18 protein-coding genes are annotated in these 14970 nt (G+C 34.0%); 3 read left to right on the top strand and 15 right to left on the bottom strand.

Translation table 11 applies throughout. The features are described from left to right. Positions 1 to 223 precede the first annotated feature (223 nt). The 3 genes from JOC48_RS00390 to gpr all read right to left on the bottom strand — a co-directional run bounded on the left by JOC48_RS00390 (position 224) and on the right by gpr (position 3051). The gene (locus JOC48_RS00390; protein ID WP_204497062.1) at positions 224 to 568 is read right to left on the bottom strand and encodes a DUF3679 domain-containing protein; all 345 of its coding nucleotides are present in this window, start codon (positions 566 to 568) and stop codon (positions 224 to 226) included. A 14-nt stretch (positions 569 to 582) separates the two neighbouring features. Then, positions 583 to 1770, bottom strand: coding sequence for a stage II sporulation protein P (gene spoIIP / locus JOC48_RS00385; RefSeq protein WP_204497061.1), 1188 nt, complete (start codon positions 1768 to 1770; stop codon positions 583 to 585). A 186-nt stretch (positions 1771 to 1956) separates the two neighbouring features. After that, complete coding sequence (gpr, locus tag JOC48_RS00380) at positions 1957 to 3051, bottom strand: GPR endopeptidase (RefSeq protein ID WP_204497060.1); 1095 nt, start codon at positions 3049 to 3051, stop codon at positions 1957 to 1959. Positions 3052 to 3262: 211 nt separating this feature from the next. Here gpr and rpsT point away from each other — a divergent pair, with 211 nt between their 5' ends. Beyond that, positions 3263 to 3529 carry a 30S ribosomal protein S20 gene (rpsT, locus tag JOC48_RS00375; protein ID WP_204497059.1) on the top strand — a complete coding sequence of 89 codons (267 nt, stop codon included), beginning with the start codon at positions 3263 to 3265 and terminating at the stop codon, positions 3527 to 3529. A gap of 182 nt (positions 3530 to 3711) precedes the next feature. Here the strand turns inward: rpsT and holA are convergent, their stop codons facing one another. Next, a complete protein-coding gene (holA, locus tag JOC48_RS00370) occupies positions 3712 to 4755 on the bottom strand; it encodes a DNA polymerase III subunit delta (protein ID WP_204497058.1) in 1044 nt (347 codons plus the stop codon). Positions 4756 to 5093: 338 nt separating this feature from the next. Here holA and JOC48_RS00365 point away from each other — a divergent pair, with 338 nt between their 5' ends. Next, positions 5094 to 5225 carry a YqzM family protein gene (locus tag JOC48_RS00365; protein WP_204497057.1) on the top strand — a complete coding sequence of 44 codons (132 nt, stop codon included), beginning with the start codon at positions 5094 to 5096 and terminating at the stop codon, positions 5223 to 5225. A 76-nt stretch (positions 5226 to 5301) separates the two neighbouring features. On the opposite strand, the gene JOC48_RS00360 is transcribed toward JOC48_RS00365, so the two are convergent. The 3 genes from JOC48_RS00360 to JOC48_RS00350 form a co-directional block, all read right to left on the bottom strand. Beyond that, positions 5302 to 7584 carry a DNA internalization-related competence protein ComEC/Rec2 gene (locus tag JOC48_RS00360; protein WP_204497056.1) on the bottom strand — a complete coding sequence of 761 codons (2283 nt, stop codon included), beginning with the start codon at positions 7582 to 7584 and terminating at the stop codon, positions 5302 to 5304. Between the two features lie 24 nt (positions 7585 to 7608). Further along, positions 7609 to 8169 (bottom strand): ComE operon protein 2, encoded by a 561-nt coding sequence (locus tag JOC48_RS00355; RefSeq protein WP_204497055.1) that lies wholly within the window; start codon positions 8167 to 8169, stop codon positions 7609 to 7611. A gap of 67 nt (positions 8170 to 8236) precedes the next feature. Next, a complete protein-coding gene (locus JOC48_RS00350) occupies positions 8237 to 8827 on the bottom strand; it encodes a helix-hairpin-helix domain-containing protein (protein WP_204497054.1) in 591 nt (196 codons plus the stop codon). A gap of 90 nt (positions 8828 to 8917) precedes the next feature. Here JOC48_RS00350 and comER point away from each other — a divergent pair, with 90 nt between their 5' ends. Then, positions 8918 to 9742, top strand: coding sequence for a late competence protein ComER (comER, locus tag JOC48_RS00345; protein WP_204497053.1), 825 nt, complete (start codon positions 8918 to 8920; stop codon positions 9740 to 9742). 64 nt (positions 9743 to 9806) lie between these two features. On the opposite strand, the gene JOC48_RS00340 is transcribed toward comER, so the two are convergent. The 8 genes from JOC48_RS00340 to JOC48_RS00305 form a co-directional block, all read right to left on the bottom strand. Then, positions 9807 to 10565 (bottom strand): class I SAM-dependent DNA methyltransferase, encoded by a 759-nt coding sequence (locus JOC48_RS00340; protein ID WP_204497052.1) that lies wholly within the window; start codon positions 10563 to 10565, stop codon positions 9807 to 9809. A 4-nt stretch (positions 10566 to 10569) separates the two neighbouring features. Next, positions 10570 to 10926, bottom strand: a complete 357-nt coding sequence (gene rsfS / locus JOC48_RS00335) for a ribosome silencing factor (RefSeq protein ID WP_204497051.1) — start codon at positions 10924 to 10926, stop codon at positions 10570 to 10572. Beyond that, the gene (gene yqeK / locus JOC48_RS00330; protein ID WP_204497050.1) at positions 10927 to 11514 is read right to left on the bottom strand and encodes a bis(5'-nucleosyl)-tetraphosphatase (symmetrical) YqeK; all 588 of its coding nucleotides are present in this window, start codon (positions 11512 to 11514) and stop codon (positions 10927 to 10929) included. Beyond that, positions 11501 to 12070: a nicotinate-nucleotide adenylyltransferase gene (locus JOC48_RS00325; protein ID WP_204497049.1), complete on the bottom strand. Its 570-nt coding sequence runs from the start codon at positions 12068 to 12070 to the stop codon at positions 11501 to 11503. Before JOC48_RS00325 ends, yqeK begins: the two co-directional genes overlap by 14 nt. Before the next feature lie 68 nt (positions 12071 to 12138). Next, positions 12139 to 12432: a ribosome assembly RNA-binding protein YhbY gene (gene yhbY, locus JOC48_RS00320; protein WP_204497048.1), complete on the bottom strand. Its 294-nt coding sequence runs from the start codon at positions 12430 to 12432 to the stop codon at positions 12139 to 12141. 1 nt (position 12433) lies between these two features. Further along, entirely contained in the window at positions 12434 to 13276 is an 843-nt protein-coding gene (gene aroE / locus JOC48_RS00315) for a shikimate dehydrogenase (RefSeq protein WP_204497047.1), read from the bottom strand. Positions 13277 to 13289: 13 nt separating this feature from the next. Next, entirely contained in the window at positions 13290 to 14432 is a 1143-nt protein-coding gene (yqeH, locus tag JOC48_RS00310) for a ribosome biogenesis GTPase YqeH (protein ID WP_239584104.1), read from the bottom strand. Next, a complete protein-coding gene (locus JOC48_RS00305) occupies positions 14387 to 14926 on the bottom strand; it encodes a YqeG family HAD IIIA-type phosphatase (RefSeq protein ID WP_338024214.1) in 540 nt (179 codons plus the stop codon). The genes yqeH and JOC48_RS00305 overlap by 46 nt, the downstream gene beginning before the upstream one ends. Positions 14927 to 14970 lie beyond the last annotated feature (44 nt).

Here is a 14970-nt window from a genome sequence, read left to right as displayed (position 1 = left end):
CACTCCTATTTTCGGCCAACAATACTAGGATTGATTATAGCAGTCAAAACAACGATATTCAATAAGAAAAGAAAGCAGACACCAGGTTAATTAGCTTTTTGAAAAAGTAATGATGAATACCAATTTCAAAAAGTTGTTTTAAACACCGTATCCACCCCAGTTTCTAACGATAAAAATGACCTTGCTAAGAAGCAAAGTCATTTTTACGTTTGGCCGAACACATTTAAAAAAATGCTTGTGCTAATTGATATGCGGAATGAATGATTTGATTGTAAAACCACTTTACAACGTATTCTAAGTTTCCGGCTAACTGTTGGGTAAAATGGGATGATTGAACGGCTTGATACTTTTCTTCCTTTTCATTTAAATTAATTTGTTGAAAGTCATTTCCCATCACTTTGATTTCATATTTACCATCCGTTGATAGGTTGGACTCAATAGCTTTATCCATATCTTGTGACACATACCCTCTCGTTTTCGTTATTCCTCCATTTGCTTGGTCAATACCAATTAATATACCAGTCAAAAACAGGACAATCATCGTTAACATCATTACAATCATTTTCATATTCAATCCCACCTTTACGGAGTCCCCTGAACTTTTTCAGCTTCCCAATAATATTCACTAAATATTTCTGCTAATACATCTGCAGTTCGATACAGCTCTTCAAACGTATTATCAACACCGCCGAATTCAATTAAAATTGCATTCCCAGACAGGTCTTGGTTATAAACTCCGTTGTTTCCTGTGCCTCCTTGCATTTCTACCCCTCTACTTAAACCTGGGTATTGTTCGTCTATTTTGTCATGTAGATCTGTGGCTAATTTTAAATTTTTTTCGTAATTCGGATTATCTGAGCCGATAATAAAATATAATTTCGCATAGTTTTTACCATCGATTTTAGCTGTTGTAATATCTTTTCTTTGCGCATCTCGATGTAAATCGAAGATGTATTGTATCTCTCTATTATTAGCTAATGCTTGCTTAACCACCGACTTAGATGCAGAATAGGACTGTGGATAACCCCAATCGTTTTTACTGAGAATTGTTGGTATATCTGTTTTATCAACTTGGGTTCCAATTCCATTTGCCCGTAAACTTTTGGCTAGACGTTCACTAACATTTGTAATATTAACTTCCGAATGGAAAGCATCATTTGGCTCTGTTGCACCCGAAATATGTGGTAAGTAAGATTCACGATTGTGTGTAGTGTAAATAAATACAACATCTTTATCCCCGGTAGTTGGTTGATCTTCTCTAGATTGATCTGGAATATCAGATCCTTCTATTTCCTTATCTGTAACATTTGTTGGTCTTTCTTCAAGTACAACATCCAATGGAGGAGATGATTCTACAGCTAAATTCGTAAAGTTAGTTCCTTCTCCGGCAACAACTATTTTTCGATCATAGGCATCAAATCCAGGTAACTCTCTTCCTAACAAACTTCTTGGATCATTTGGCTTTACACTAGTAGCCATTTCAAAAAATAGATCAGACATTTCAATCGACTCAACTTCATCAGGAAATGCCAATTCAAAGGTTCTATTCTCCATTTGCATCAAGTATAAAAAAGAGGAACCGTTTATTTGACTTGTCCACTCATTAATGGTTGATGAAGAAAGACGGTACGCTGGTTGGATTGTTGTTAGCTGCCCTATTATGAGAAATAATATACAAACACTAGCTATAAATAAACTAACCCGTTTATACCAAGGTTTAGATTTACTTAACAGTTGATTGAATGAACGAAATTTTGAGTTGTTATTCATTGTTCCATCCTTTCTGAAGCCTTTCTATCATATCTAGTAGAATCTATGATAATGTTTCAGAAAGTAGAACAAATAGTTTATATTTTGAAGTTAATTAAAATAACAATACTAGAGAAGAAAAAAGGGAATAGAACCTTTAAAAAATAACGAAAAGCACGATTCCCTTTTTCAGAAGCACCTGCAAATCTACCTTGTATACTCACCAAAGTTACCTGGATTAACATTCTCATGCAACGCTGCATTTAAGCCTTCCGAAACGACATGTGCCATATCCTTCATAAACCCGTCTACCTCTTTTGGTGTTACCATGAGATTATGTCCCAATGGAGTCAGTACTTCTTGGATTAATGATCGCTTTTCTTCATCAGATAAGCCACCAATCATTCCTAATACTGCCTTTCTCTTTTCTGGATCTGGTAGATCTTCTTCTGTTAATTTTTTCGTGCCAAAATTCATACCAGCTGGTGTTAAAGCTTTAGAAGGTTTATCTCTTTCGTTCCATTCTCTCCCAAAATGCTTTAATAAAAAGTCAATCGTATCACTCGTAATTGTTACTGCATCAACAACAGTCGGAACGCCGAGAGCGATTACTGGAATTCCTAATGTATCTTTGCTGATTTCCTTTCGTTTATTACCGACCCCAGATCCAGGATGAATGCCAGAGTCTGATAATTGTATCGTTGCATTTACTCTCTCAATAGATCGAGACGCCAGTGCATCTACAGCAATAACAAAATCGGGTTTCGCTTTTTCAATAACTCCGTATATAATGTCGCTAGTTTCAATCCCTGTTACACCCATGACACCAGGTGTCATCGCAGAAACTGGTCTATACCCATCTTCGACATATTCAGGATGCAATTTAAATAAATGACTTGTTACAAGTATCTTTTCTACAGTCATCGGACCTAAAGCATCTGGAGTTACATTCCAATTTCCCAACCCAACGACTAGACACGAAGCATCCTTTGGCAAATCACTTTGTTTTATTAATTCTCCAAGCTCTTTTGCTAATACTTTTGCTATTTGCTCCTGTAGCTTAGTATCTTGTTTTTTGACACCATCAGAATGAATCGTAATATAATTACCAGCCTTTTTATCTAATGATTTTGCACCAGTTTCATCGATTTGCACATAAGTAATAGATACATTTCCTTCTTCTCTTTCTTTTACGGTTACACCTTTTATTTCCTGTGTTTCAGTCTCTTCCTGCTCTACATACATGTCCCTGGCTTCAATTGCTAAATCGGTTCTTACTTGATATTTCTGATCTTCTTCCATTTTGGATTGCCTCCTATTAATTATCATTATGTATGATTTATAAAGAATTTTATCCACTAATTGTTACATTATTTCCATTATTTATAGGGTTACCGATTTATTTAAAAAACATACTAGAATGAAGTTAACAGAGATTACTATTGAAAACTTGTCCACGCTTTGGTACAATGACTTTTGTTAATGGATGGATGTTTTACTTGGAGGTGAAAATATGGCTAACATAAAATCAGCAATTAAACGCGTTCGTACAAATAGAGACCAACGTGAGCACAATATCTCAATCAAGTCAGATATGCGTTCTCAAGTTAAACGTGTAGAAAGCTTAGTGGAAGGTAAAGACACAGAAAATGCTAAAGAAGCACTTCAATCCGCTATTGCTAAAATTGACAAAGCAGTTCAAAAAGGGATTATCCATAAGAACAAAGGTAATCGCCAAAAAGCTCGTTTAACTAAGAAAGTTAACGACCTTAGTGCATAATTAAGCCTTATAATGACCAACACCAAACGATCCTGCCACGGATCGTTTTTGTTTTCAACCAAAGAATAATCAGGCAAAGCCAGTCGGTTTTTGTCCGTGTTTAAATTTTTGCACGAGGATGTCCAGTACGAACTGACAATTTTTTATCTTTCCTAAAGTGTAAAAAAAGAGGGAATGAACATTTAAATGTTCATTCCCTTTCCTTTTTTATTTATTAGTTCATATAGCAATAATTCAAATGCTAAAGATTTCTCCATTATTCCTTGTTTTATCTTAGTATCAGTATCTGTACATTTGTCTAAAAAGGAAGATAAATCTGAAGCAGAAAAGTTCTTTTCTCTTGATACGGACATTTTTATCACATAAGGATGAACCTTCAATTGCTGAGCCATCTGTGGTTGACTGTATCCTTTTTGTTTAAGAATTTTGACATGCAAAATAGTCCTAAATTGTGACGCGAGTAACGCTAATAACGCAATGGGATCTTCATTCATTCGGTCCAAATCTTTAAATATAGATATAGCTTTTTGTAAGTCTTGCTGAATGACAGCATCAACTAACTTCAAACCTGTTGTATTTAACTGATGAGAAACCAGTTTCTCTGCTATAGATTTAGTTATTGTTCCATCTTCTCCTACATATAAAGCCATTTTCTCCATTTCTGTTTGAAGCATTAACAAATTTGCACCTGTTTCCTGAATGATAAATTCAATAGCACTCTCTTCAATCTTTAGATGAAAATCCTTTGCAAGTTGATTTATCCATTTATCTAACTCCCACTCTTTAATTGAATCACAAGATACTGTTTGACAATGCTTCTTACATAATTTAGTTATTTTTTTCCTTTCATCAAGTTTTTCAAAAGGTGCAACAAAAATGAGTATGGAATAATCAACTGGGTGGGTAAGATAATTTTGCAATGCTTGTAAATCGTGTTCCACCTGTGCTTTATCCGGTTTTGCCTTTAAAAAGATAGGGTTGTTTGCAAAAATGATTTTTCTTTCTCCAAAAAAAGGATAGGTTTCAGTATCAGCAATCACTTCCTGAATCGATGTTTCCTCTAAATCATAAATGGATATATTTGTTTCTCTATCTAAGTCATCGAGCCCATATGTAATGATGTTTTGTTTAATCTTTTCAATAAAATAAGATTCGGTTCCATGTAACAAATACATCGGGGAAAATTGTTTTTTCTTAATTTGATTTAAGGTTTCTATATATGTCATTATATTCACTCCATCATCATTCTAATAAAAATAGTATCTCGAATAAATGATGGACGCAATAACTATTTGCAATTCTTTCCTTATTGTTTTATGGTATTAAAAGAGGGAAGTAGCTGCCACTACCTCCCTCTGCAATCTATATCAACGCTCAGAAAAGCAGCCCCGGGACACTGTTTTCTAAGCGATATTTTCTTTCCTTTATAGATTGACCAATTTTAAAAATTATATGGATGTAAACTCTTGCTAGTATAGGAAGTCGTTTTATTGGTGAATTTTTTTGTAAGTGGATTTTTTGTTCATATTGACTTATACTAAAAATGAACTAGGAGGGATACATAATGAATGAATTCGAAAAGGACGTTCAATCAAAGAGCCATGACATCTTTGACTCTGGTATAGGTTTTATCTTTTCTTTCATTTTCTTTATGGTCATTTTCTTTATTGGAGTTTTTGTGGACGTTATTGGCTAAGTATCAATTACGTATGAAAGAGACTGTTTAAAAGCAGTCTCTTTTTACTATACAATCAAGTCTTTCTAATCCTATTCTATGGTAAATGCGTTTGAAATGTTCCATTGTTGTTAGAAAAAATATATTGAATAGCGCCTTGGAAATCTGTTCGAAATAGCTTTACGTTATAATCTTCTAAATTCTTTATCACCTTCTCTGAAGGATGACCATAACGATTATTCTCACCAACAGAAAGTAATGCAATACGAGGTTCGATTTGTTGTAACCATGGTTCTGATGTAGAGGTAGCACTTCCATGATGGGCAATTTTTAATACATCAATTTTTAAATTTGGATAAGACTGAATTATCTCTTCTTCTATCCCATCATCTATATCCCCGGTAAATAACCATTTTAAACCTCCAATTTCTGAGAATAGGGTTAAGGAATTTTCATTACTTGAGTGAGCGTTTGTTCCCGTTAGTGGACTGAGTACATAAAAAAAATGATTGTTTACATCAATTATATCTCCTGCTGAAACTCTACTTATATCTAAATTCTTTTGTGTGAATTGTTTTTGCATACTATCAGAAATAATAAACTGCTCACTCACTACCACTTCATCAATATGAAAATCCTCAACGATAAATTGGATACTTCCAGCATGATCAAGGTCTTCATGGCTGAGTATAACTTTATCAATGGATACAATTCCCTTTGAATATAAAAATGGCTTAATGATTTGTTGATACAGTTTATCAGAAGAAGTTGTAAAATCACTAGTAATGGTTCCAGCTGCATCAATGATAACTATGCCCTTTCGATATGGCAGCTCGATTACCATTGAATCTCCCTGACCAACATCCAACATTGTAACCGTACCTGTTGAACTGAAATAAGGTTTCAAAGAAATCATAACCAAGGTTAATGTAATCATTAAACCGGACAAAAAAGCTGCTTTGTATTTGCTCTTAACTAAATTAGCAAAAAACAAGCATAATAAAACGTAATAAGGAACAAATATATATAGCGGAATGACGCCAATTACCCAAGGATAATATAAATACGCATCAACTTTATGTAATAGTAAAGTTGACAATTGGTGTATGAAGGAAAATAAATAATCGATTGGAGGGATAATCCATGGCAACACGATTGACAGTGGTAACATGATAAACATTAGAGGAATAACAAATAGCGTATAATACGGAACAAAGATGATGTTCATTAAAATGGATAAAGGGTTAAAGGCATAGAAATAGTACACCTGTAAGGGCAAAATTGCAAACAGACTAATAAAGCTTAATTTAAATAGTTGAACTATTTTGTGAGAATGTGAAAGAAGGATAGGCTTAGAAAGAATAATCGCAAAAGTTACGAGGAAAGAAAACTGAAAGCCAATATGATAAATAATTGTTGGATGAATCATTGTAAAAATTAAAAAGACAATACTAATAATATCCGTTATTGTTAGTGACAACCGCATTCGTATTAACAGAAGGCCAAACACAGTCATTACGGATGCTCGCCAAACAGAAGGAGCACCTCCGCTTAAGAGTGGATAGAAAAGTAATACGCCAATTAATATTCCCTGCGCTTTTTCCTTTGTAACGAAACATCCTTTTACTAATAATAAATATACAACACCTGCAAAAAGGCTAACATGTAATCCAGATATTGCCAATAAGTGAGATAGGTTCCATCTCTGGTACATTGCTATTGTCTCATCATTTAGTTCATCATCTTTTCCCAACACTAGCCCATGGAGCCAAGGAACAGTATCATTGCTTATGGAACTTTTTGTCGATTCTAATAACGCCTTTCTCCAGTCATAGATTATATTAGATAAAGAATCCCCAACACATCTAACATCCTTTAAATGGTTAAGGGTTATTTGGTATCGAATATCCTTATGTTCTAAATATTTTCTGTAGTCAAATTCCCCAGGATTTCTACTCGTACTAGGTAATTTTATCTGCCCATTTAATACGCATATTGCGCCTGTTTTTAACATTTCAGTATCAGCTATTGGACTATTTTGATTATAAAAAAATGTAATGAAAAATTTTTCATTTGCGTTATTCTCCATTACAAATTCAATTCTTGATTCCAGCTTCAATACTTCGGAGGTGATTTGCCCCATTATTAGTTCTTCCTCATCCGAAACACTTGCAACAAAGGGAAACAAATTAGAATGAAATAAGAAATAATAAGAAATAAACATTACTTTAATAATAACCAATTGTATGAAGTTTAGCCTAGATTTTTTATAAAGCCACAACACCCACAATACGAATAAAAATATGATGATACTATTAATACTGGCAGATAGTATGGCAGCAACAGCTGCCATTGCATATAGGTGCCATCTTCCTTTCAAATTTACAGCCCCTTCATCATTTTATTAATCAAACAATTGTTTTGCCGTTGTTTTTATGTCTTCTCTTTCATTGTTTGACAAGGAAGTCGATTCTAATAAACTTAACATACGATTGACAAAATTCCTTTTTTCTTGGTGGTTTAAATCTATCGCAACTTGAAATAACTCCACCTTTTCTATATGGATTTCAGCTTGCTGGAACAGTTCCAAAGAATATGGATGATTTTTATAATCATTAGCATAATAAACCGTTTGAATCCCACTCTGTATAATGGCTTTACAACATTGCAAACATGGAAAGTGAGTAACATAAAGTTCTGCACCATCCGTCGCAACACCAAACTTTGCACATTGTAATAGCGCATTTATTTCAGCGTGAACTGTTCTTACACAATGACCATCAATAACATAACACCCTTCATCTATACAGTGAACACTACCAGAAACACTACCATTATAGCCTCCAGCAATGATGCGTTTATCTCTTACAATTGTTGCACCAACCATTAAACGTTCACATGTACTTCTTAAAGCTAATAAATGACTTTGAGCCATAAAATATTGATTCCATGAAATTCTCTCCATCGTGACACTCACCTTTTCTTCAGATTATATTTAAGTTTACCGTTTGTACTTATATAGCGTCAACGTCCTAAGGAACTTGGATTTGATCACGAATTTTTTCTAACGTTTTTTCTCCAATGCCAGAGACAGATAAAAGATCATTGATATCCTTAAAATAGCCGTATGTATCTCGAAATTCTACAATCGCTTTTGCTTTGACGTCCCCTATTCCATCTAACTTAGCTATTTCTTCTTCTGTTGCATTATTCACTCTTATTTTTTCTATTTTTTGACTTCCGATAAATTCGTTTTGGACAACAGCTTGTCCCTCTTCTGGAACAAAAATAACCATTTCATCATATATTTTTTGGGCGAGATTTACTGAGTTAATATCTGCATTATTTGTAAACCCACCAGCTAAATCAATTAAATCTCTAACTCTTTTTTCAGGATCTACTTCATAAACACCTGGGTATTTAACTGCTCCTTTTATATCAACAAAAATAATTGTTTGTGATGGAATATCTTCCTTATGATTAATATTTTCCTGATTGGAAGAAGGAAGTAGTTCATCTGGGATTTCATTTATAGTATGATTATTGGTTTTATTTGTAAGGTGAAATAGGATAATAAAAATAAGAAATCCAATGACAATTAAAAAAATCCAGTTATTTTTCAACCCTAACATAAAATAATTCACTTCCTTTCTCATAAGATTTGAAATAAGAACATAAGATGGAATGTATAACATATGTCGGGAGGGAGTACATTGAAATGGGGAGTAATTGGTACTGGTAACATGGGTGAAATCTTAATCGATGCATGGATGTCTTCCAACGTTATAGAACAAGAACAATTATTTATTATTAACCGAACGATTAATAAAGCTTATACGATACAAGAACGTTATCCAGGCATCCGCGTTTGTGAAGATATTCATGAATTAATTGAACACGTAGATATTATCTTTATTTGTGTAAAGCCCCTAGAAATTCACCCTCTATTAGTTGATATATATCACTATTTAAGAAAGGATCATTGTATTGTTTCCATTACAAGTCCTTATTCTGTAAGCCGATTGGAATCATTAGTCCCATGCCAGGTTGCACGTATGATTCCGAGTATTACCAGTAGATCATTATCAGGAATTACATTAATAACCTTTGGAAATCAAATCAGTAAGGAAATGAAGGGGTATTTACTACAAAGTAGCCGCCTATATTCTTCTGCACAATTAATCGAGGATAATGTTACTAGAATGGCTTCAGATATCGCTTGTTGTGGGCCAGCATTTTTTGGGTTTCTTGCGGAACAATTTATTAAGACTGCATCTGAAGAAACCCAGATTAGTGAAGAGATTGCTTCAGATCTAACAGAAAAAATGTTTATTGGATTTGGGAAATTACTAGAAGATGGCCATTATACATTGCCTCAATTAATTGAAAAGGTTTGTGTTAAAGGTGGTGTTACGGGTGAAGGGATAAAAGCGTTAGAAGGTTCTCTAGGGGGACTATTTCACGAATTAATCCATGCTACCCATGACAAGTATCGAGAGGATATTGAAAAAATTAGCAAACAAATGTTAGACGGTTAAAAATACATTCGACAAATTTATAAAAATTCCTGCTTCTAATACTAATATTAATCGAGGTGCTAATTTAGCTACCTCGATTTTTTTTACATACGAAAAAAACCCGTTCGCTCTTCTGTGGTTTGTTTTCTCTATTACAATTAAAATCGTAGCATAGGTTTAAACAATCAAATCCTGCTTGGTTTAATAAATCTTCATATACTTGAGTTGCAAAAGTTCTCTGATGATGGGTTTCATCAAAGCGTTCATACTGCTGGTCATCTAGTACAAAAAATGTCAAATCGTGATACACTTCCCCACTATTTTCTCCAGGTTGGCAAAGCCAAACATACGAAATGTCATCATAAATTTCAGCAAAGGTTTGCCCTTTAAGATTTTCCTCGATATGATTAAGCGAATGAATATCAAATAAAAACAAACCATCCTCTTTCAGCATATGATTTACATGCTGAAACACTTGTTGGATTTCTTCCCTAGTTGTAAGGTAATTGATAACATCACAGAAGCTAATAACTGCATCTAATTGATTATGATGAAAGCCTTGAAGCTCTCTTATATCCTGGTGAAACCATTGAATTGGTTGGGCAATTGCTGTTGATTGCTGAGCATAAGCTAACATATCTTCGGAATAATCAATTCCAATCATACGAAACCCCTTATTACTAAGCCTTCTTGTTATCTCACCTGTCCCACAACCTAAATCGGCCATATGTTGAACAGTACTTCCATATTCTCGAATCATCTTGATCGCAAAGTTTTCCCATTGATCATAAGGAGCATCTTGCATTAGGGCATCATACACATAAGCCATTTTTGAATAAGACATTTCATCAACCCTCTTGATTTATACTGACATCTACATGTGGAGCATCTCCCCATAAACGTTCAATATTATAATAGTTTCGTTCATCTTTATGAAAGACATGACAAACAACATCACCTAAATCAATAAGGACCCATCTAGCTTGTTCAAATCCCTCTAACCGCTTTACATCTATTTCATTAAGATCTGCTTGTTCTTTCACTTCTCTTGCAATTGCTTGAACCTGTCTTTCATTTGTTCCTTGACATATAACAAAATAGTCAGCGATTAGTGAGACATTTTGCATATCTAATATGACAATGTCTTCCCCTCTTTTGTCATCACAAGCTTTCGCTGAAAGTTCTGCTAGTTGTTTACTATTCATTCAATTCTTCCCTCCATTAAGGTTTTCCTTTACTTGTATTAATAAATCATTATATGCATAAAATGTATCCGGATAAACAGGTTGGTTTTTGCTCATTAAAAATTCAATTGTGTTTTTAGATGCCAAGAAACAAGCAAGATTCAAATTAATTTTTGCTTGATCTCTAACTCTGTCCACACCTGGAAAATCACGTCCTGGCTCAATATAATCAGCAAGAAAAATAATCTTTTCCAATTTAGTCATACCGGCTTTTCCAGTTGTATGCCAACGAATCGCACCTAGGATATCCTTGTCATCGATCCCTAATTCACGTTCTGCTAACAGGGCTCCAACAGGGGCGTGCCATAATTCTTGGTGAAAAGATAACAAATTTTTCGGTAAATCTTCAGTCCGTATCCATTGCTCCATTTCTTTTATATCACGATATTTACAATAATCGTGGAAAACAGCTGCAAGCTCCGCTTTTTTGGTATCTTCACCATAAAAATCGGCTAATTCAATAGCTGTATCTACAACACGTTTCGTGTGTTCAAATCGTGATTTCTTTAGATGTGGTTCAACTATTGATAGTGCTTCATATCGATCCATATAGTTGATTCTCCCTTATGATATCTAATACTTTATCAGGTACTAAATATTTAATCGATTTTCCTTGTGATACACGGTCTCTTATCATAGTTGAAGATATCTCCATTACAGGTATATTCACTTCTTTTATTGGATATTTAGAATTTAATTGAAAATCAGTTCTTTTTACACCTACAAACTGAATGATTTCAATTAAGTCATCGATGTTATGCCACTTTGGTAAATATTCAACCATATCCGCTCCAATAATAAAATAAAATGTGAAATCTGAGTATTGCTCTTTTAAGTATTTTATCGTATCAATCGTGTAGGATTTTCCTTTACGTTCAATTTCAATAGCGTTAATAAAAAAATGATCGTTATCCATTATTGCGTTTTCTAACATTTCGACCCTTAGATGAACAGGAGTTTGTGACTTCTCCTTATGTGGTGGTTCATAGGATGGAATAAACCAAACTTCATCGAGTCCTAACGAATGATAAACTTCTTCGGCTATTAATAAATGGCCATTATGAGGAGGATCAAAGGTACCCCCCAACAATCCAATTTTTTTCATAACCTTCTCCTTTTCCCTGTAAGTACGTACCTCTGTATCTCCCTTATTCATTACTCTTGTACAGGTTTTTAATTTGGCAATTCAATTCGCTTATCTTCTGATGATTCACGATACAATACAATCGTGTTACCAATGACTTGCACAAGATTTGCACTTGTAGCTTCTGTTAATGTTTGCGCAACTTCTTCTTTATCTTCTAAACAGTTCTGTAAAACACTTATTTTAATTAGTTCCCTTTTTTCTAAAACATCATCAATTTGTTGAATCATATTTTCATTTACCCCTGTTTTTCCAACCTGAAAGATAGCATTTAAATGATGTGCCTGTGAACGTAAATATCGTTTTTGTTTACCCGTTAACATGTTATGAATTACCTCGCAATCTTTCTTCTAGTTTTATAAGCGTATCATCCAATGGTGGACGTTTATTGGTCCATATTTCAAAAGCTAATTGTGCTTGATAAAGTAACATGGCATGCCCTTGGTGAATACGACCACCCCGGTCTATCGCGTCCTTTAATAAAGTTGTCATTAACGGCTGATAAACGATATCACTAACAACCGTCTTTGGCTTTAACTTTCGTAAAGATAATACTTTATCATTTATATTTGGCTTCATCCCAACCGAAGTGGTCTGAACAATATAATCATATTTATATAAATTCTCCTCTGCCTCGGAAAAAGATAAAACATCAGTAGAAACATGATCCTCTTTTAATGGAATAAAGCTCTCTGCTTTTTTTAATGTGCGGTTAGCAATATCTATTGTTGAAAAAGGCTCTTGAACTAAGGCACGATAAATGCCTCTAGCAGCCCCTCCTGCTCCTAAAATCAGTACTTTACTTTTACTTGTGAATAATTCAGGAAATTCTGTTTTAACTGACCGAACATACCCTTGTCCATCTGTATTGTAGCCTGTCCACTTTCCAGACTCCTTAACAACCGTATTAACGGCACCAATTTTTTCTGCATCTGGATGTAACTCATCTAATAATGGAATGATATCTTGCTTATATGGTACGGTAATATTAAAACCATCTACCTGTTTGTTCATTAATTGATAAACCGTTTTTTTTAATTGATCACTACTTGTTTCATATAAAACATATTCACCCTCTAAGCCTAGCTTTTCCATAAATTGATGATGAATCCATGGAGAAAGTGAATGATTGATCGGATAACCAATTAACCCTAAGGACAACCCCATTTATTTCTCCCCCTTAAATGAACGAATTTCGGACAGATATTGGTACTCCTTTTGGACTATGGACTGTTATTGTTATATCTCCATCTGTTACAGTGATCCATCCTAATCCTGGAAACACGATATCTGTTTTTCCCTCTTTGATTCGAATTGTTTTTGATTCAAGTGGAGGCAACATTTCTAGCGTTGCCTCATTAGGTGGACTTAACATCTCACCTACGTGTCTTTCATAAAGGTCAGTTGCATTCTCAAGCTTTGTTCGATGAATAGGAAGTTCATTTGCAAAATAACACACAAAGGACTGACGTTCCCCTTTTTCAAAATCAAACCTTGCCATTCCCCCAACAAATAATGTTTGATTTTCGTTTAATTGATATACCCTTGGTTTAATTTCCTTTTTGGGTGTAATAATCTTTAAATCTTTTTCTGACATATAATGTACCATTTGATGGCGATTAATTACCCCAGGTGTGTCGTACAAAGAAGCTTTCTTATCTAATGGAATGTCAATAAATCCTAACGTTGTACCGGGAAAATATGATGTTGTTATTGCATCCTCTATCCCGGTAGAGGTGCTGATTAACCGGTTAATAAACGTTGACTTGCCAACATTCGTACTTCCAACCACATATACATCCTTACCTTCTCGAAAATCCTCAATCGCTGCTTGTAATGCTTCCATCCCAATACCTTTTGTTGCAGATATAAGAAACACATCTTGAATGGTAAGACCTAGCTCTTTAGATGCTTGTTTCATCCAGTTCTTTAATTTATTTTTGTTCGTAGACTTTGGAAGCAAGTCCACTTTATTTCCTACAAGTAAAATTTGATTTTCTCCTGTTAACCTTTGTAAGCTAGTAATAAAACTTCCATTAAAATCAAAAAGATCGACTAATTTAATAATTAAGCCTTTTGTATTTCTAATTTGACTAATCATTTTTAAAAAATCGTCATCCGTAAATGATACATCCTGTACTTCATTATAATGCTTTAAACGAAAACATCTCTTACAAATAACTTGTTCCTTATTTAATGCCGAAGTTGGCACATATCCTGGTTGGTCTTCGTATTCACTTTGAATGGTGATACCACAACCTTGACAATATAATTCATTTACTTTTGTTCCTCCCAAGTAACCATCCCTTTCTTTCTCATCCAATTAAGTATTCTTCTTTCTACATATCGATTCACTTGTGTGATTTTTCCATCAGTTTCTACAATAGGAACGACCAACATCGTATAAAAACCTGCACGATTACCACCTAATACATCCGTTAGCAACTGATCACCTATCACAACAATTTCATTTTTAGCTAACTTCATATCCTTTGCCGCTTTATTGAACGCCAGTGCGAGTGGTTTACGTGCACTGTAAACAAAAGGTGTATTTAACGGTTGAGAAAATATTTTAACTCTTTCTTCCTTATTATTAGATATAATTGTTACTTTAATATCACTATCTTCCATTAATTTAAACCATTGAATAATTTCTGGTGTGGCATCTCTTACATCCCATGCGACAAGGGTGTTATCTAAATCTGTTATAATTCCTTTAATTCCCTTCTCTTTTAATTTCTCAGGAGTTATTTCAAATATACTTTTTACGTGTTCATTTGGAAGAAATTTTTTAAACAAAGAAACTTCACCTCTAATAACTTATTCCGATCCTTTTCTCCTATCCCATCATATACAATTAT

It is taken from the genome of Aquibacillus albus (assembly GCF_016908325.1).
GTDB classification, from domain to species: domain Bacteria; phylum Bacillota; class Bacilli; order Bacillales; family Amphibacillaceae; genus Aquibacillus_A; species Aquibacillus_A albus.
This window is presented reverse-complemented; position numbering and strand designations above follow the sequence as displayed.